At 73.0% G+C, this 18329-nt stretch carries 13 protein-coding genes; 5 read left to right on the plus strand and 8 right to left on the minus strand.

Annotated elements, in window-relative coordinates; translation table 11 throughout:
* Positions 1-54: 54 nt before the first annotated feature.
* Positions 55-1539, minus strand: coding sequence for a M28 family metallopeptidase (locus ACFY04_RS03645; RefSeq protein ID WP_389114025.1), 1485 nt, complete (start codon positions 1537-1539; stop codon positions 55-57).
* Positions 1540-1799: 260 nt separating this feature from the next.
* Here ACFY04_RS03645 and ACFY04_RS03650 point away from each other — a divergent pair, with 260 nt between their 5' ends.
* Both ACFY04_RS03650 and pepN read left to right on the plus strand, forming a co-directional pair.
* Positions 1800-2828: an aspartate-semialdehyde dehydrogenase gene (locus ACFY04_RS03650; RefSeq protein ID WP_389114026.1), complete on the plus strand. Its 1029-nt coding sequence runs from the start codon at positions 1800-1802 to the stop codon at positions 2826-2828.
* Between the two features lie 141 nt (positions 2829-2969).
* Entirely contained in the window at positions 2970-5576 is a 2607-nt protein-coding gene (gene pepN, locus ACFY04_RS03655; protein WP_389114027.1) for an aminopeptidase N, read from the plus strand.
* Between the two features lie 143 nt (positions 5577-5719).
* Here pepN and ACFY04_RS03660 read toward each other — a convergent pair whose 3' ends face one another.
* The 4 genes from ACFY04_RS03660 to ACFY04_RS03675 are packed head-to-tail and all read right to left on the minus strand — an operon-like array spanning position 5720 to position 9885.
* On the minus strand, positions 5720-6622 hold the full coding sequence (locus tag ACFY04_RS03660) for a LysR family transcriptional regulator (protein WP_327735482.1): 903 nt from the start codon (positions 6620-6622) through the stop codon (positions 5720-5722).
* A gap of 10 nt (positions 6623-6632) precedes the next feature.
* Positions 6633-7553 (minus strand): DMT family transporter, encoded by a 921-nt coding sequence (locus tag ACFY04_RS03665; RefSeq protein ID WP_389114028.1) that lies wholly within the window; start codon positions 7551-7553, stop codon positions 6633-6635.
* Positions 7554-7603: 50 nt separating this feature from the next.
* Positions 7604-8536: an EamA family transporter gene (locus tag ACFY04_RS03670; RefSeq protein ID WP_389114029.1), complete on the minus strand. Its 933-nt coding sequence runs from the start codon at positions 8534-8536 to the stop codon at positions 7604-7606.
* Between the two features lie 53 nt (positions 8537-8589).
* Positions 8590-9885 (minus strand): MFS transporter, encoded by a 1296-nt coding sequence (locus ACFY04_RS03675; protein ID WP_389114030.1) that lies wholly within the window; start codon positions 9883-9885, stop codon positions 8590-8592.
* A gap of 117 nt (positions 9886-10002) precedes the next feature.
* Here ACFY04_RS03675 and ACFY04_RS03680 point away from each other — a divergent pair, with 117 nt between their 5' ends.
* A complete protein-coding gene (locus ACFY04_RS03680) occupies positions 10003-10494 on the plus strand; it encodes a MarR family winged helix-turn-helix transcriptional regulator (RefSeq protein WP_389114031.1) in 492 nt (163 codons plus the stop codon).
* 109 nt (positions 10495-10603) lie between these two features.
* Here ACFY04_RS03680 and ACFY04_RS03685 read toward each other — a convergent pair whose 3' ends face one another.
* Together ACFY04_RS03685 and ACFY04_RS03690 are read right to left on the minus strand one after the other, a co-directional pair.
* The gene (locus tag ACFY04_RS03685; RefSeq protein ID WP_389114032.1) at positions 10604-10846 is read right to left on the minus strand and encodes a hypothetical protein; all 243 of its coding nucleotides are present in this window, start codon (positions 10844-10846) and stop codon (positions 10604-10606) included.
* Between the two features lie 20 nt (positions 10847-10866).
* Entirely contained in the window at positions 10867-12894 is a 2028-nt protein-coding gene (locus ACFY04_RS03690; RefSeq protein ID WP_389114033.1) for a 4-alpha-glucanotransferase, read from the minus strand.
* A 214-nt stretch (positions 12895-13108) separates the two neighbouring features.
* Here ACFY04_RS03690 and ACFY04_RS03695 point away from each other — a divergent pair, with 214 nt between their 5' ends.
* Positions 13109-16105 (plus strand): beta-N-acetylglucosaminidase domain-containing protein, encoded by a 2997-nt coding sequence (locus tag ACFY04_RS03695; protein WP_389114034.1) that lies wholly within the window; start codon positions 13109-13111, stop codon positions 16103-16105.
* 270 nt (positions 16106-16375) lie between these two features.
* On the opposite strand, the gene ACFY04_RS03700 is transcribed toward ACFY04_RS03695, so the two are convergent.
* Entirely contained in the window at positions 16376-16912 is a 537-nt protein-coding gene (locus tag ACFY04_RS03700) for an HNH endonuclease (protein ID WP_301371082.1), read from the minus strand.
* A gap of 284 nt (positions 16913-17196) precedes the next feature.
* On the opposite strand from ACFY04_RS03700, the gene ACFY04_RS03705 reads away from it, so the two are divergent.
* Entirely contained in the window at positions 17197-18279 is a 1083-nt protein-coding gene (locus tag ACFY04_RS03705) for a mechanosensitive ion channel family protein (RefSeq protein ID WP_389114035.1), read from the plus strand.
* The last annotated feature ends 50 nt before the right edge of the window (positions 18280-18329 follow it).

Below are 18329 nucleotides of genomic sequence, written 5' to 3' on the forward strand. Positions count from 1 at the left end.
CACCGCCCCCTCGGGCCGTTCCCCCGGGCCGTTCCCCCGGGTCGTTCTTCGCTCCTACGGCTTGCCGAGCGAGCGCAGCGACTCGGCGTAGGTGCCGACCGCGTGCGCGATCACGTCCAGGTTGGTGTCGAAGACCCCCAGGTCCAGGTTCTTCAGGTTGTCCCCCGCCCCGTGGTAGTTCGGGTCGTACGGGGCCCCGGCCGTGCCGCCGTACCGCGCCGCCTGCTCGGCGGTCTTGATGCCCTCGGCGCCGGTGAAGGTGCCGCCCGCCGGGATGCCGTTCGCGATGAACGGGCCGTAGTCGGAGCGGCCGTCGAAGTCACTGCCCTCGTGCGGCTTGCGCCTCTTGTCGAGGAAGCCGTTGATCAGCCTCTCGATCTCGGCCGAGCCCGCCGGTCCGGCGCCCGCGCCCGTCTTGTCCGAGTCATCGCCGTCGTAGACGAACTGCACCGGGTTCGGCGAGGCGATCATGTCGAAGTTGAGGTAGAGCGCGATGTCCTTCTTCTGCTTCCCGGACAGCTGCGCGACGTAGTGCTCCGAGCCGAGCAGGCCCAGCTCCTCCGCCGACCACCAGCCGAAGCGCACCTTGTTGGCGGGCCCCTTGCCCTTCTTGTTGGCGCCCTCGTCCGCGAGCTTCAGGGCCACCTCCAGCAGCCCGGCCGAACCGGAGCCGTTGTCGTTGATGCCCGGGCCCTCGGGTACGGAGTCCAGGTGGGCGCCCAGGGTCACCACGCGGTCGGAGCGGCCGCCGCGGGTCTCGGCGATCACGTTGCGGGTGGTCTTCTTCACGTGCTCCTGGTCCAGCTCCAGCCGCACGCTCACCTCGCCCTTCGCGGCGGCCGCGGTCAGCGCCTCGCCGTCGGCCAGCGTGATGCCGGCGCTCGGGATGATCCCCTCGGTGGGCGAGGAGAACCCGCCGCGCACCGGGGTGGTACCGCTGTGGTTGTAGACGATCACGCCGAGCGCGCCGGCCGCGGCCGCGGCCCGCTGCTTCTCCACGAAGGTGCACGCGCCCCGCTTGACCAGCGCGATCTTCCCGGCGAAGGCACCGGCCAGGTAGTCGTCGGCCGTGCAGCCGGGGGTCTCGTCGACCCGGGCGAGGGCGAGCGGCGCGGCCAGCCCGCCGGCCGGGGTGGACTTGGTGAAGGTGAAGGCGGCGGTGGCCAGCTCGCGGGAGTCCTGGCCGAGGACCGTGGTCTTCTCCGACGTGGTGTGCGCCTCGTAGATGTCGAAGTCCTGGTACGAGACCTGGTACCCGGCCTTCTTCAGCGTGTCGTACACGTAGGCGGCGGAGGCCGCGTGGCCCGGCGTGCCGGCGGCGCGGTTGCCGCCGTTGGCGTCGGCGATCTGCTGGAACTTCTTCAGGTGGCGGTAGGCGCCCTTGGCGGTGACCTCCTCCACCAGTTCCTTGGCCAGCCTGCCCTCGCGCGGGTGGGCGGCCGCCGGCGTGGCGGTCAGCAGGACGGGTGCGGCGACGGCGGCGGCCGCGAGGGCGGCGAGCGCCGGTATGGACCGGCGGCGGTGGCGGATGGCGCGCACGGTGGATCTCCCCGATTCGGTGGTTCGTTCTGCGGTCTGTCATGTCCGGACAACGGACACGGCAGATCGGACGTTAACCCGCTCCGACCAGGCAAAACGGGTGTTCAGGGACCCCGCAACACGCCCGCCACGAACTCGCCACAGGGGTTCACATTCAGGACACCGTCCGTACCTCGGACAATGGATTGGACAAGGCTCGTGGGGTCGAACGCATGATGGCTCCACGCGCGCCCGCGTCGTACGTACCAAAAGGAGTCACCGTGAGGGTCGGAATCGTCGGAGCCACCGGACAGGTCGGCGGAGTCATGCGCAGCATCCTCGCCGAGCGGAAGTTCCCGGTGGACGAGCTGCGGCTGTTCGCCTCGGCCCGTTCCGCGGGCTCCATCCTCGAATGGGAGGGCCGGGAGATCACCATCGAGGACGCCTCCACGGCCGACTACGCGGGCCTGGACATCGTGCTCTTCTCCGCGGGCGGCGCCACCTCCCGGGCGCTGGCCGAGAAGGTCGCCTCCCAGGGCGCCGTCGTGATCGACAACTCCTCCGCCTGGCGCAGCCACCCGGAGGTCCCCCTCGTGGTCTCCGAGGTCAACCCGCACGCGATCAAGAACCGCCCCAAGGGCATCATCGCGAACCCGAACTGCACCACCATGGCCGCGATGCCGGTGCTGCGCCCGCTGCACGACGAGGCCGGCCTGACCGCGCTGATCGCCACCACCTACCAGGCCGTCTCCGGCTCGGGCCTGGCCGGTGTGGCCGAGCTCAAGGGCCAGGCCTGCGCAGTCGCCGAGGCCGCCGACCAGCTGACCTTCGACGGTGGCGCGGTGGACTTCCCCGAGCCCGCCGTCTACAAGCGCCCGATCGCCTACAACGTGGTCCCGCTCGCGGGCAACCTGGTCGACGACGGCTCCTTCGAGACCGACGAGGAGCAGAAGCTCCGCAACGAGTCCCGCAAGATCCTGGAGATCCCGGAGCTCAAGGTCTCCGGCACCTGCGTGCGCGTGCCGGTCTTCTCCGGCCACTCCCTGCAGGTCAACGCCCGCTTCGCGAACCCGATCAGCGTCGAGCGCGCCTACGAGCTGCTGGGGGACGCCCCCGGCGTCGAGCTCTCGGAGATCCCGACCCCCCTGCAGGCGGCGGGCAAGGACGCCTCGTACGTGGGCCGCATCCGCTCCGACGAGACGGTGGAGAACGGCCTCGCGCTGTTCCTCTCCAACGACAACCTGCGCAAGGGCGCGGCCCTGAACGCGGTGCAGATCGCCGAGCTCGTGGCCGAGGAGCTGCGCGGCTGATCCCGCTCACCCGACGCGAGGGCGGCACCGTCACGGTGCCGCCCTCGCGCGCGTTTTTTCGCCCATGGATTAGTCCGAGGCGGTGGCGCTGTCCGGATGGCAGGATGGCCGGGCAACGTCACCATCGAAGGAGATGAACGCGTGCCAGGCACGAATCTCACCCGTGAAGAGGCTCAGCAGCGGGCCAAGCTGCTGACCGTCGACTCCTACGAGATCGAACTCGATCTCAGCGGCGCACAGGAGGGTGGCACCTACCCGTCCGTGACCACCGTGCGCTTCCAGTCGGCCGAGTCCGGGGGCGAGACCTTCATCGACCTGGTCGCTCCGGCCGTGCACGAGGTCGTCCTCAACGGCAAGTCTCTGGACGTCGCGGCGGTCTTCCACGACTCCCGGATCGCCCTGAGCCACCTGGCGGCCGGGGCCAACGAGCTGCGTGTCGTCGCGGACTGCGCGTACACGAACACCGGTGAGGGCCTCCACCGCTTCGTCGACCCGGTCGACCAGCAGGCTTATCTCTACACCCAGTTCGAGGTACCGGACGCGCGGCGGGTCTTCGCCAGCTTCGAGCAGCCCGACCTGAAGGCCACGTTCCAGTTCACCGTGACGGCCCCCGAGGGCTGGACGGTCATCTCGAACTCCCCACGGGACATTCCTGAGGGGGCCGAGGCCGCGGACGTCAAGGACAACGTCTGGCGCTTCGAGCCGACCCCGCGCATCTCCTCGTACATCACCGCGCTGATCGTCGGTCCGTACCACTCGGCGCACAGCTCCTACGAGGGCCCGGACGGCCAGTCCGTGCCGCTCGGCATCTACTGCCGCCCCTCGCTCGCCGAGTTCCTCGACGCGGACGCGATCTTCGACGTCACCCGGCAGGGCTTCGACTGGTTCCAGGAGAAGTTCGCCTACGACTACCCCTTCGCCAAGTACGACCAGCTCTTCGTGCCGGAGTTCAACGCGGGCGCCATGGAGAACGCGGGCGCGGTCACCATCCGCGACCAGTACGTCTTCCGCTCCAAGGTGACGGACGCGGCGTACGAGGTGCGCGCGGAGACCATCCTCCACGAGCTCGCCCACATGTGGTTCGGCGACCTCGTCACCATGGAGTGGTGGAACGACCTGTGGCTGAACGAGTCGTTCGCCACCTACACCTCGATCGCGTGCCAGGCGTACGCGGAGGGCTCGAAGTGGCCGCACGCGTGGACCACCTTCGCCAACTCCATGAAGACCTGGGCGTACCGGCAGGACCAGCTGCCGTCCACGCACCCGATCATGGCCGACATCCGTGACCTCGACGACGTCATGGTCAACTTCGACGGCATCACGTACGCCAAGGGCGCCTCGGTGCTCAAGCAGCTCGTCGCCTACGTCGGCACGGACGCCTTCTTCAAGGGCGTGCAGGCGTACTTCAAGGCGCACGCGTTCGGGAACACGCGCCTGTCCGACCTGCTGGGCGCCCTGGAGGAGACCTCGGGCCGCGACCTGGCCGCCTGGTCCAAGGCGTGGCTGGAGACGGCCGGCATCAACATCCTGCGCCCGGAGGTCACCACCGACGGGAACGGTGTGATCACCGCCTTCGGCATCCGCCAGGAGGCGCCCGCGCTGCCCGCCGGCGCCAAGGGCGAGTCCACCCTGCGCCCGCACCGCATCGCGGTCGGCCTGTACGAGCTCCAGGACGGCGCCCTCGTGCGCACCGACCGGATCGAGCTGGACATCGACGGCGCGCTGACCACGGTGCCGGAGCTGGTCGGCCGCACCCGTCCGGCGGTCTTCCTGCTGAACGACGACGACCTGTCCTACGCGAAGGTCCGCCTGGACGAGCAGTCCCTCGCCACCGTCACCGCGCACATCGGCGACTTCACCGAGTCCCTGCCGCGCGCCCTGTGCTGGGCCTCCGCCTGGGACATGACGCGTGACGGCGAGCTCGCCACCCGCGACTACCTTTCGCTGGTCCTCTCGGGCATCGGCAAGGAGTCCGACATCGGCGTGGTCCAGTCGCTGCACCGCCAGGTGAAGCTGGCCATCGACCTGTACGCCGACCCGGCGTGGCGGGAGCAGGGCCTGGCGGCCTGGACCGAGGCCACCCTGGAGCACCTGCGCGGCGCCGAGCCGGCGGGCGACCACCAGCTGGCGTGGGCGCGGGCCTTCGCGGCCAGCGCCCGCACCGAGGGGCAGCTGACCTACCTGTCGGCACTGCTGGACGGCGCGGCGGAGATCGAGGGCCTGGCCGTCGACACCGAGCTGCGCTGGACGTTCCTGGAGCGGCTCGCCGCGACGGGCGTCGCCGGGGAGCCGGCCATCGCCGCGGAGCTGGAGCGGGACGCCACGGCGGCCGGCGAGCGCCACGCGGCGACCGCCCGGGCGGCGCGCCCGACGGCGGAGGCCAAGGCCGAGGCGTGGGCCTCGGTGGTCGAGTCCGGCGACCTGCCGAACGCGGTGCAGGAGGCGGTGATCGGCGGCTTCGTCCAGACCGACCAGCGCGAGCTGCTGGCCCCGTACACCGAGAAGTTCTTCTCGGCGGTCAAGGAGGTCTGGGAGACCCGCAGCCACGAGATCGCCCAGCAGATCGCGGTGGGCCTCTACCCGGCGCTGCAGGTCTCGCAGGAGACGCTGGACGCGACGGACGCGTGGCTGGCCTCGGCAGAGCCGAGCGCGGCCCTGCGCCGGCTGATCTCGGAGTCCCGCGCGGGTGTCGAGCGCGCCCTGAAGGCCCAGGCCGCGGACGCCGCCGCCGCTGCCGCTCAGGTCTGACGGCTCTCGCCGTAGCCGGGGCTCCGCCCCGGACCCCGCGCCTCACACTCCCCCAGCTACCGCTGGGAGGGGCCCCCGGGCGGGGCTGAATTTCAGCCCGTCCGGCGTGTGAGGACCGGGTCCGGGCGAAGCCCGGAAAACCCCTACCGCCGGGCCGCGGCCGCTTCGCGGAGGGCCGCGAGGACGTGGGACAGTGCGGGCGCGGATTCGGCGCCCCGGCGGACCGCCGCGATCACGTGGCGGGTCGGACGGTCGTGGGCCAGGACCCGGATCGTCCCGCCCGAGGCGCGGCTCGACACCATGCGGGGCACCAGCGCCACCCCCATCCCCGCCTCCACCATCGCCAGGATCGCGGTCCATCCGGACGCCGAGTGCGCCTGTTCCGGGACAAAGCCCGCCGCCTCGCACGCGGACCGGGCGATCTCCGACCAGGGGCCGCTGCCCCCGTAGATCCACGGGTCGCCGGACAGGTCCGCCAGCCGCAGGCCGGGCGCGGCCGCCAGCGGGTGGCCCGGCGGGAGCGCCACGTCCAGCGGGTCCTCCAGGAGCGCCACCCGGGTGAACCGGGGATCGCGCGCGGTCGGTGCGTGGGCCGTGAGGGACAGCGCCAGGTCCACGCCCCCGGCCGACAGGAGCTCGTAGGCCTCCGCGGCCTCCGTCTCCCGGACCCGGACCTCCACCCCGGGGTGGGTCCGCCGCAGCGCGGCCACCGCCGGGACCACGAGGGCCGGTACGGCGGTGGAGAAGGCCCCCACCCGTACCTCGCCGGTGTCCCCGGCGAGGTATCCGGCCAGTTCCGCGTCGGCCCGCTCCAGCTGCGCGAAGACCGCCTCCGTGTGCCGCAGGACGAGGTGGGCCGCGTCCGTGAGCCGCACCCGGCGGCCCTCGGCCTCCAGCAGCACCACGCCCAGTTGCCGGGCGAGGTTGGTCAGTTGCTGCGAAACGGCCGAGGGCGTCATGTGGAGCGCCTCGGCCGCCCTGGTCACGGTCCCCTGTTCGGCGAGGGTCCGCAGGATCCGCAGCTTCTTGATGTCCCACTCGGTCATGGGCCCGAACCTACCGCCGGGCACTCCCCAGCCCGACTCCGCCGAGGATGAGCGCCATGCAGAGCAGCTGCGCCGGTCCGGTGTGCTCGCCCAGGAGCAGGAAGCCGAGCCCGGCCACGCACACCGGCTGGAGGTAGTAGACGACTCCGGCGCGGGCCGCCCCGATCATCGAGACGGCCTTGTTCCAGGCGAAGAAGGCGACGGCCGAGGAGAACACCCCGACGTACAGCAGCGGTCCGACCGTGCCGGTGGTGACCTCGAAGCCGCCCTGGACGGAGACGGAGACGGCGTAGGCGGGTGCCAGCATCAGCGCGCCGAGCACGAAGGTGGTGATCAGGAAGGCCAGTCCGCCGAGTTCGGCGGGCTTGCGCCGCAGCAGGGCGCTGTACGTGGCGAAGGAGAGGGCGGCGGCGAACATCCACAGGTCTCCGGCGCCGAAGTCGAAGCCGACCGAGCCGTCCCCGACGAGCAGCAGCACCCCGAGGGCGGCGAGCAGCATGCCGAAGGTCCGCCGCTTGCCGAGCCGTTCGCCGCCGAGGCGGGCGTAGAGCGCCATGATGACGGGCGAGGCGGCCATGATCATGCCCATGTTGGAGGCGGAGGTGGTCAGTCCGGCCTGGTGCACGAGCGTGTTGTAGAGGGTGACGCCGAACAGCGAGGCGAGGGCGATGAAGCCGAAGTGCCGCCGGATCAGGGCCCGCTGCCGCCAGGCCTGGCGGGCGGCGAAGGGGGCGACGGCGAGCAGGGCGATGATCCAGCGCCAGAAGACCGCCTGAACGGGTGGCACGGTCTCGGCCATGCCCCGGGTGGCGACGAAACTGCCGGACCAGACGACCGTCGCGAGCAGGGCGAGGAGCACGCCGAGCCCGGCGGCACCCTTCCTTGCGGTGCTGCCGGGCTCGGTCTGCGAGACGGTACGGACGCGGTCCATGACGGCCACTGTGGGTCTGCTCCTCGGGGTGGGCTGGTGGGGTGTGTGGACTACCGTCGCACCGCCTCATCCGTCAGGTCCATCGAAATGTTCTGATCGTTCTTTTCAGCAGAACTGAACGATTGAGGCTTGCGGGCGGCTGCCAGCTGACCGGCGACGGTGGCCCCGAAGGCGATCGCCATCCCGACGAGCTGGACCGGCGACAGCGCCTGCCCGAGGGCGGCCCAGCCGATGACGGCGGCGGTGAGCGGGGAGAGCGGGCCGAGCAGGGTGACCGAGGTGGCGCTGAGGGCTCCGATGCCGCGGAACCAGAGCCAGTACGCGATCCCGGTGCTGATCAGCATCATGTAGCCGTAGCCGAGGAATGCCTTGCCGTCGAGCGCGGGCGGGGCACCCTCGACGAGGGCGGCGACGGGAATGATGAACAGTCCGCCCGCGGTGAGCTGCCAGCCGGTCATCGCCAGCGGGCCCACGCCCTCGGGGCGGCCCCAGCGCTTGGTCATCACGGTGCCGGCGCCCATGGAGGCGGAGGAGATCACACCGGCGATGACGCCGACCGCGTCGAGCCGGGCCTCGGCGGTCAGGACGACCATGCTCACGCCGAACGCCCCGACGACGGCGGCGAGCACGGTGCGCAGGCTCGCCCGCTCCCCGAGGACGAGCGCGGCCAGCCCTACGACGAACAGCGGGCCGGCGGCGCCCAGTACGGCCGCGACCCCGCCGGGGAGCCGGTAGGCGGAGAGGAACAGCAGCGGGAAGAAGGCGCCGATGTTGAGGATGCCGAGGACGGCGGACTTCCACCACCACCGGCCCTTGGGCAGGGTGCGGGCCAGGGCGGTCAGCAGCAGGCCGGCGGGCAGGGCCCGCATGACCCCGGTGAACAGCGGCCGGTCGGGCGGCAGCAGCTCGGTGGCCACGGCGTAGGTGGAGCCCCAGGAGACGGGGGCGAGTGCGGTCAGGGCGACGGTGGCTGAACGCTTCATGGCGGGTGGCTCCTGGTTCGGACGGGGGAAGCGGGTGGGAGGACCGGCGGGGCTCAGGGGGCGGCGGTCACGGGGACCGGCGCCGCGGCGGAGGCCTTGAGGACCACCGGGGGCTCGGCGTGCACGGCCTCGGCCGGCAGGTGCCGCTCCAGCCGGAGCAGCGCCAGGGCCGTGCCGAGGGCGGCGACGGCCAGGACGGCCCAGGGCAGGCGGCCGTCGACGGCGAGCAGGGTGGTGAAGAGGGAGGGGGCGAGCGCACTGGCCAGCGAGTAGGACAGCTGGTAGGTGGCCAGGTAGCGGCCACGGACGGCCTCGGGGGCGGCGGAGACCGACAGGGCGCCGCCGGAGGGGCTGTGGACGAGCTCGCCGAGGGTGTAGACGACGACGATGGCCAGCAGGGCGATCAGGGTGGCGGTCCGGCCGGGCCGCAGGGTGCCGAGCACGATCTGCCCGGCGAAGGCGGCGGCGAAGAGCAGGGCGCCGAGTGCGGCCGAGCGGGTGCGGCGGGCGCCGGAGCGGCGGACCCGGCCCGCGACCAGTACGCCGATCGCGGCGCACAGCACGGTGTTGACGGTGAAGGCGGCTCCGGTGAGGGAGTCGGGGGCCGTCAGCCAGGTCGAGAGGTAGAGGGGGAAGAGGACGGGCAGGGCGGAGTAGCCCAGGGCGGTGAGGAAGTTGGCGGCGGTGAGCCCGAGGAAGGGGCGGTCGCGCAGGACCGTCCGGTAGCCGGCGGTCGGGCGCTTCGCGGGGGCGTCCCCGGCGTCGCGCACGGGCCGGACCCGGCCGACGAGCAGTCCGGCGAGGGCGAAGGCCAGGGAGTTGCCCCAGGCGGTGTACGTGAACCCGCCGGCGCCACACAGAGCCAGCACCCCGGAGACGGGCAGGGCTCCCGCGCCCATCCCGGCGTTCTGCAGGGCCCGGGTGGACGCCTGGAGCCGGTCGCGGGCGGCGCCCCGCGCCACCTCGCCGATCAGGGACTGCTGGACGGCGCCGAAGGAGCGGTCGGCGAGCGCGGCGACGAGGGCGACGGCCGCGAAGGCGGGCAGGGAGCTCGCGAAGGGGTAGAGGGCGAAGCCGAGCGCCCGTATCCCGTAGAGCGCCAGGTTGACCCGCTTGGCGCCGAACCGGTCGACGGCCGTGCCGGCCAGCGGCATGAACGCCAGCCCGGCCAGCCCGGTGACCGTCATGACCAGGCCGACGACGGTGAGGGAGAGGCCGGTGACGTGGTGGAAGAAGACCAGCGAGAAGGGGATGTACATACCGATCCCGACCGAGCTGATACCGATTCCGAGGAGCAGCGACCGCTCCCCCGCGACCTTCGCTTCCCCTGACGCGGCTGTCTTCCTCATGAACACGGCCATGACCTCTCCCCCGGATTTGGTTGCTGGTAAGTAGCTTATCGCTAAGCTACTTACCGTCAAGCAACTTTCTTGCGAACGATCTCGGGGAAGCCGGATACTGCACACATGAGTGACGACAAGGACGCAGTGGACGCGATCACGGCCCAGTGGTTCGCCGTGCGCCCCGACCTGGAAACGGCTCCCATGGCCGTCTTCGGACGCATCTACCGGATCGCCAAGGGCATGGGCGACGCGATGGAGCAGTGCTACTCGCGCTTCGGCATCTCGCGCGGCGAGTTCGACGTCGTGGCCACGCTGCGCCGGTCGGGCGAGCCGTACACGCTCTCGCCCCGGCAGCTCTCGGCCACCCTCATGCTCACCACGGGCGGCATGACCGGGCGTCTGGACAAGCTGGAGAAGGCCGGGCTGCTCTGCCGCAAGCCCGATCCGCACGACCGGCGGGGGCTCCAGGTGACGATCACCGACCGCGGCCTCGCACTCATCGACGAGGCCGTCAGCGCCGGCCTGGAAGTACAGCGCGCCGCGCTCACCGGGCTGACCGACGACGAGACCGCCGTACTCACCGGCCTGCTCCGCCGGCTCCTGGCCGCCGTCTGAGGGTACGACAAGGCGCCGGGGGTCGCGGCACGGCCGAATCGAATCGGCGGTGCGGACCCCCGGCGCCCGGGAAAGTCTGCTGGTCCCGGCCCCGTGGGGCCGGACCGGCTCAGGCCTGCTTCGGCTTCCGGTCCGACGACTTGTCGAGGACCATCACGAGACCGACGATGCCCAGGAAAATCGCGATGGGCAGGGCCACGTACAGGCCGACCGTCTCGCCGACGCTCAGGCCCGGACCCGGGTCGTCACCGTCGTCGCGGGTGAGCGCGAGGGCGGGAGACGTCATCAGCAGCATCATCAGCGCGGTTCCGGCCGTGACGGCGCCGGCGCGCAGAGCGTTCTTCTTGTCCACGGTGCAAACGTAGCGAACACCTAAACGGGGCGCGCGCCCGGGGGTGCCGTACGAGGCCGTACACCCTCCCCCACCGCGCTCAGCAGGGCGTTCGCCCGGGGCGAGGACACCAGCTGCTCCAGGGTCAGCGGCCGCCCCGCGGCATCGGCGACCGGCAGCCGCCAATTGGGGTACTGGTCCCAGGTGCCCGGCAGGTTCTGCGGCCGCCGGTCCCCCACCGCGTCCGGCAGCCATACGCCGACCAGCCGCGCGGGGGTGCGCAGCAGGAAGGCGTACAGGGCCCGTACGGCGGCCTCCTCGCCCTTGGTGTCCAGCCCCAGCCCGTCCAGCAGCTCCAGCCACTCGGCGGTGTCGGCGGCGTCCTGGGCGCGCTCCAGCTCGGCCGGGCGGGTCAGCAGGCCGAGCCGGTCGCGCAGTTCCACATGGCCCCCGGCGAGTTTGGCGGCCGTGGGCGGCAGGTCGTGCGTGGTGACGGTGGCCAGGCAGTCGGCCCGCCAGGCCTGCGGGGCCAGCGGGTCCCCGGCGCCGTCCCAGTCCCGCTCGAACCAGAGCACCGAGGTGCCGAGGACCCCGCGCCGGGCCAGCTCCTGACGGACCCGCGGCTCCACCGTCCCGAGGTCCTCGCCGATGACCAGCGCGCCCGCCCGGTGGGCCTCCAGGACCAGGATCGCCAGCATGGCCTCGCCGTCGTAGCTGACGTACGCGCCCTCCGCGGGCGGGGTCCCCTCCGGGATCCACCAGAGCCGGAACAGACCCATCACGTGGTCGATCCGCAGGGCGCCCGCGTAGCGGAACACCCCGCGCAGCAGGGACCGGAAGGGGGCGTAGCGGGTGGCGGCCAGCACGTCCGGGCGCCACGGCGGCAGCCCCCAGTCCTGGCCGCGCGCGTTGAAGGCGTCCGGCGGGGCCCCGACCGAGATGTGCCGGGCGTAGCAGGGTGACCCGAAGACGTCGGAACCCTGCGGGTGCACCCCGACGGCGAGGTCGTGGACGATGCCGACCGTCATGCCGGCCTCAAGGGCGGTCCGCTGCGCGGCGGCGAGCTGGCCGTCCGTCAGCCAGACCAGCCAGCGGTGGAAGTCGGCCCGCTCCTTCGGGTCCTCCGCTCCCGCGTGCCCGGCGCACCAGGTGGCGTGCACGTCCAGCGGAACTCCCTGTTCGGCGCAGAACGCCCGGTAGGCGGCTTCGCGCTCGGGGGTGCGGGGGACGGCGTACAGCAGTTCCAGGGCGGACCGCTTGAGTTCCCAGACGGCGTCCCGGTCGATCAGCGCGCCCTTCTCCAGGACCTGGCGGCGCAGTTCCCCGCCGCGGGCGGCGAGCCCCTCCAGGGCCTCGCGGTCGGGGCAGTCGGCGTATTCGGGGATGTCCTCGATCCGCAGGTGGACCGGGTCCGGGAAGCGCCGCGAGGACGGCCGGTACGGGGAAGGATCGGTCGGGGCCCCGGGCACGGCCGCGTGCAGCGGGTTGACCTGGATGAACCCGGCGCCATGGGTACGGCCCGCCCAGCGGGCGAGTTCCGCGAGGTCGCCGAGGTCGCCCATGCCCCAGGAGCGCTCGGAGAGCAGGGAGTAGAGCTGGACGAGCAGCCCGTGGGACCGCTCGGGCGCGGCCGGGGCCCGCTCCGGGGCCACGACCAGGGTGGCCTCGGCGCTGCGTCCGTCGCTTGCCTCGGCGATGAGCCGGTGGATGCCCAGCGGCAGTGCGGGGCCCCACGCGAGCACCTCCCCCGTCTCCTCCGCCACCACCCGCACCCGGGTGCCCGGGGGCAGCCCGGCGGGCTCCGGAGCCACCCGGTCCCCCTGCCAGAGCACCACCGTGGGCGGCAGCAGCCGCCCGGCCGCCTCCTGTGCGGCGGACTCGGCGAACACCCGGATGCTCTCCGCGTCGTCGGTGACCACCCCCAGCAGTCCGAGGACCGCCTTGACGGTGGCCTCCGGTACCGGGACGGTGACGTCCGCGGCGGGCCGGTAGTCGGTGGCGACTCCGTACTGGGCAGCGAGCCGGGCCAGGTCGTCCATCTGCGGGCGCTCCTTCGTGCGTGCGGGCATCAGGGCATGAGGATGAGTCAGATGATGGGGGCACAAGGGTGGTTCACAAGGGTGGGACGCCGCCGGGGAACACCGCGTCCATACCCACTCGGAGGCACCGCATTCCTGTCGCATCCGGGGCAGATCACCCACCCGCATTGACACTCCAGCCGCACGGATGGTGGGCTCAGGCTCATTCGTACGAGTGGGGGACGTTTCGGGACGAGGAGGCTCCGTGCAGCTCAGGGGTAGGAGGCGGAACACCGCTGCCGCTGTGGCGGTGATCGGCACGCTGCTGGGCGGTGCCGTGTCGTCCGCGCCACCCGGGACCTTCGCGGCGCCCACCACACCGGACAGACCGGCGCCCGGAGCGGGCCCCGGAGCGACCCCCGTGTCCGCCGCCGCCGGGCCGGTGCTCGACCCCGGGGCCGACACCCCCCGGGCGGCCTCCGAGGGCCCCGCCGTGTGGCCCCGGCCGCAGTCGATGGCCGCCGATCCGGCGCGCGAGCTGCCGCTGGGCACCGAGGCCGTACTCGTCGCGGCGGCCGACGCCGATCCGTACGCCGTCCGGGTGGTGCGGGACGCCCTGCGGGCGGCGGGCGTCCGGACCGTCCACGAGCCGGCCCCCGGCGCCCCGCTGCCCGCACGGGGCACCGTCGTACGGCTCCAGGACGCGGACGCGGACCAAGCGCTGCGGGCGCTGGGCGCGGCCGTGCCGTCGGACCTGCCGGCCGGGGGCTACCGGCTGGCCGCGGGCCGCCACGCCGGCCGGGACACGATCGCGCTGGCCGGCATAGGCGCGGAAGGACTCTTCCACGCGGCGCAGACGCTGCGCCAACTCCTCGCCGCGGGCGGCGGGAAGATGCCCGGAGTGCTGGTGCGGGACTGGCCGGCCGCGCCGGTGCGCGGGATCACCGAGGGCTTCTACGGGCAGCCGTGGACCCAGGAACAGCGCCTCGCGCAGCTGGACTTCATGGGACGCACCAAGCAGAACCGGCTGCTCGTCGCGCCCGGCGACGACCCGTACCGCACGACGGGCTGGCGCCAGGACTACCCGCAGGAGCAGCAGGCGGAATTCCGCGCGCTGGCCGAACGGGCCCGCGCCAACCAGGTCGTCCTCGCCTGGGCGGTGACCCCCGGGCAGTCGATGTGCCTGTCCTCGGAGGCCGACCGGGCGGCGCTCGCGCGCAAGCTGGACGCGATGTGGGACCTCGGCTTCCGCGCCTTCCAGGTGCAGTTCCAGGACGTCAGCTACACCGAGTGGGGCTGCAAGGCCGACCGGGAGCGGTACGGGAAGGGCCCGGCGGCGGCCGCGAAGGCGCACGCGGAGGTCGCGGGCGGACTGGCCGCGCACCTCGCCGCCCGGTATCCGGGAGCGCCGGCGCTGTCGCTGCTGCCGACGGAGTACTACCAGGAAGGCGCCACCACCTACCGGACGGCCCTGGCGGGCGCGCTGGACCCGCGCGTGGAGGTGGCCTGGACGGGCGTGGGCGTGGTGCCGCGCACGATCACGGGCAAGGAGCTGGCCGGCGCGCGCGCCGCGCTGGGGCATCCGCTGATCACCATGGACAACTACCCGGTGAACGACTGGGATCCGGGCCGGATCTTCCTCGGCCCGTACGCGGGCCGCGAGCCGGCGGTGGCGGGCGGTTCGGCGGCACTGATGGCCAACGCCATGCCGCAGGGCACCCTGTCGCGGATCCCGCTCTTCACGGCGGCGGACTTCGCGTGGAACCCGCGCGGCTACCGGGCCGGCGAGTCCTGGGCGGCGGCGGTGCGCGAGCTGACGGGCGCCGACCCGCGCACGCGCCAGGCGGTGGCGGCGCTCGCCGGGAACACCGCGTCGTCCGGGCTCAAGCAGGAGGAGTCGGCGTATCTGAAGCCACTCGTCGAGCAGTTCTGGAAGGCCCGCGCCGCGGGTGATCCGGCGGCCGGAACCGAACTGCGCAAGGCGTTCACGGTCCTGCGCGAGGCCAAGGACCGGCTGCCGGCCCTGTCGGGCGAGGCGGGTCCCTGGCTGGAGCGCCTGGCGCGCTACGGGACGGCGGGCGAGCTGGCGGTGGACGTCCTGCAGGCCCAGGCCCGCGGGGACGGGACGGCCGCGTGGCAGGCCTCCCGGGCCCTGACCGAGGTCCGGGCGGCGCTGGCGCAGCCCGGACCGGCCCGGGTGGACAAGGCCGTCCTGGACCCCTTCCTGACGAAGGCGGTGGCCGAGGCCGACGCCTGGACCGGTGCCACCCGTGAGACCGGCACGGTGACGAAGGAGGCCGGGGCCTGGACCGTACGGCTGGACGCCCCGCGCCCGGTGTCGGCGGTGACCGTGATGACCGACCCGCTCCCCGCCGGGGCGCGGGGCGCCGTGGTGGAGGCACACGTACCCGGCGAGGGCTGGCGCAAGGTCGCCGACGCCGCTGCCTCGGGCTGGACCCAGGTGGAGACGGCGGGGCTGAACGCGGACGCGGTGCGCCTGTCCTGGGCCGGGTCCGCGCCCGCGGTGCACCAGGTCGTGCCGTGGTTCGGGGACGGCCCGCGAGCCCGCTTCGAGCTGGCGGACGGGGCCGCGGCCGACGCCGAGATCGGCGGCGCCGCGCAGCGGGTCTCGGCGCAGTTGTCCGCGCTGGGTCCGACAGAGGTCCGCGGACCGCTGTCGGCGCGGCCGCCGGCGGGCATCGAGGTCCGCCTTCCGTCGACGGCGGTGGCCCCGCGGGGCGGCCAGGTGTCGATCCCGCTGGAGGTCAGCGTCGCCGCGGGCACCCGGCCGGGCAGCTACCAGGTGCCGGTGACCTTCGACGGGGAGTCACGCACCCTGACGGTGCGTGCGGTGGCCCGTACCGGCGGCCCCGATCTGCTGCGGACCGCGCGGGCGACCTCCTCGGCGAACGAGACCCCCGACTTCCCGGCCTCGGCGGCCGTGGACGGTTCCCCGGCCACCCGCTGGTCGTCGCCGGCGGTGGACGGCGCGTGGTGGCGGGCGGAACTGCCCGCCCCGGCGCGGGTGGGGCGGCTGGAACTGCACTGGCAGGACGCGTACCCGTCGGCATACCGGGTGGAGACCTCCGCAGACGGGGTGACCTGGCGCCCGGCGGCGGCCGTGACGGCCTCCCGGGGCGGCCACGAGTCGCTGCGGATGGACGTCCCGGACACCCGTTTCCTGCGGATCACGTGCGAGACCCGCGCGACGCGGTACGGCTGCTCCCTCTGGTCGGCTGAGGCCTACGCGGTCACCCCGTAGCCCCGCCGTTCCAGCCCCGCTCTCCCGGCTGCGCGGGCACCCCAGCCCCGCCGGCACAACCCAGCCGCGCCGACGTCTGAGGCGCGGGGTCCGGGACGGCACCCCGCAACTCCAGCCCCGCCGGCGTTTGAGGCGCGGGGTCCGGGGCGGCGCCCCGCAACTCCAGCCCCGCCGGCGTTTGAGGCGCGGGGTCCGGGGCGGCGCCCCGGACGGCCGGGCCGCAGGTCCACGGCGGGCGCAGCCCCACACGGAACCGGCGGCCCTGCGGAGCTAGCTGGCGGCGACCCCGATCCGGTCCAGCGCATCCTCGGCCCCGTACGGCTGGAGATACGGCATCCACCGCGGATCCCGGTGCCCCGTGCCGATGATCCGCCACGCCAGCCCGGACGGCGGGGCCGGCTGGTGGCGCAGCCGCCAGCCGAGTTCCAGCAGGTGCCGGTCGGCCTTGACGTGGTTGCAGCGGCGGCATGCGGCGACGACGTTGTCCCAGGCGTGCTGGCCGCCCCGGCTGCGCGGAATGACGTGGTCGACGCTGGTGGCGACGGCTCCGCAGTACATGCAGCGACCGCCGTCCCGCGCGAACAGGGCGCGCCGGGTGAGTGGAACGGGCCCCCGGTAGGGGACCCGCACGAAGCGCTTGAGCCGTACCACGCTGGGCGCGGGGACGACCCTTGTCGCGCTGTGCAGATAGGCGCCGGATTCCTCCAGGGAGACTGCTTTGTTCTCCAGGACGAGGACGAGCGCGCGGCGGAGCGGTACGACGCCGAGGGGCTCGTACGACGCGTTGAGGACCAGGACGTGCGGCACGGACTGCCTCCTTGTACGTCGGCGGCGCGTGGCTCGCGCCGGGACGATCTGCTCTCCAGTCTCTCCTTACGGCTGGTCGAAACGCCACCACTCGCCCGTAACGGGTCCGAGGTGTTTTCAACCACAGTCAGTCATCCCCAGGTGAGTCTGGTCTCTCCCTCGAACACGGCACCAAGGTGAAGGGATTGCCCCGTTAGTGTGGTTGGTCTGTCCCGCATATCCCCGGATCCGTCCGGGGGTCCCCCGGTTCCGCGGGCAGACCGCTACACCTGGAGGTTCCCGTCGTGCCCTGGCCCGCCGCTCTGCTGCCGCTGGCAGCCGACGTTCCGGACGCGCCCGCATCGGTCAAGGAGGCGCAGGAGAGCGTCACCGAGGCCGCCAGCTTCATCGAACAGAACTGGGCCACCTGGCTGAGCATCGGCCTGCGGATCCTGCTGATCGTCGTGATAGCGGCGGTGATCCGCTCGGCGGTCCGCAAGGCGCTGACCAAGCTCATAACCCGGATGAACACCAGCGCCGAGGCCGTGGAGGGTACCGCCCTGGGCGGACTGCTGGTCAATGCGGAGCGGCGGCGCCAGCGTTCGGAGGCGATCGGCTCGGTGCTCCGGTCGGTGGCCTCGTTCCTGATCCTCGGCACGGCCGCGCTGATGGTCCTGGCCGCCCTGAAGATCGATCTGGCCCCGCTGCTGGCGAGTGCCGGTGTGGCCGGCGTGGCGATCGGTTTCGGCGCCCGGAACCTGGTGACGGACTTCCTGTCCGGCGTCTTCATGATCATGGAGGACCAGTACGGCGTCGGCGACAAGATCGACGCGGGTGTGGCCTCGGGCGAGGTCATCGAGGTCGGACTGCGCGTGACCAAACTCCGCGGGGACAACGGCGAGATCTGGTACGTGCGCAACGGCGAGATCAAGCGGATCGGCAACCTCAGCCAGGGCTGGGCGACCGCGGGCGTGGACGTCCAGGTCAAGCCCTCGGAGAACCTGTCCCGGATCCGCGCGGTGGTCAAGGAGGTCGCCGACGCCATGGCCAAGGAGTCCCCGTGGGACGAACGCCTGTGGGGTCCGGTGGAGGTGCTGGGCCTGGACGAGGTGCTGCTCGCCTCGATGACCGTGAGGGTGTCCGCAAAGACCATGCCCGGCCAGCAGTTCGCGGTGGAGCGGGAGGTGCGCTGGCGGATCAAGGAGGCCTTCGACGCCGCGGGCATCCGGATCATCGGCGGCATGCCGGCTCCCGACGAGGACGAGGAGGCCCCGGCGGACCCGTCGGCCTCGGTCGCCCCGCCGTCCGCCCTCGCGAACCCGGCCTCCCCGCAGTCGCTGGCCACGGCCCCGATCCCGCCGCCGGCCGGCCCGCGGATCACGAAGTAGCCGCGTAGCCCGGTAACCGGGTGGCCGCGCAGCCGCGCAGCCGCGTACCC

The organism is Streptomyces sp. NPDC001549 (genome assembly GCF_042894025.1).
In the GTDB taxonomy this organism is placed as follows: Bacteria; Actinomycetota; Actinomycetes; order Streptomycetales; family Streptomycetaceae; genus Streptomyces; species Streptomyces kutzneri.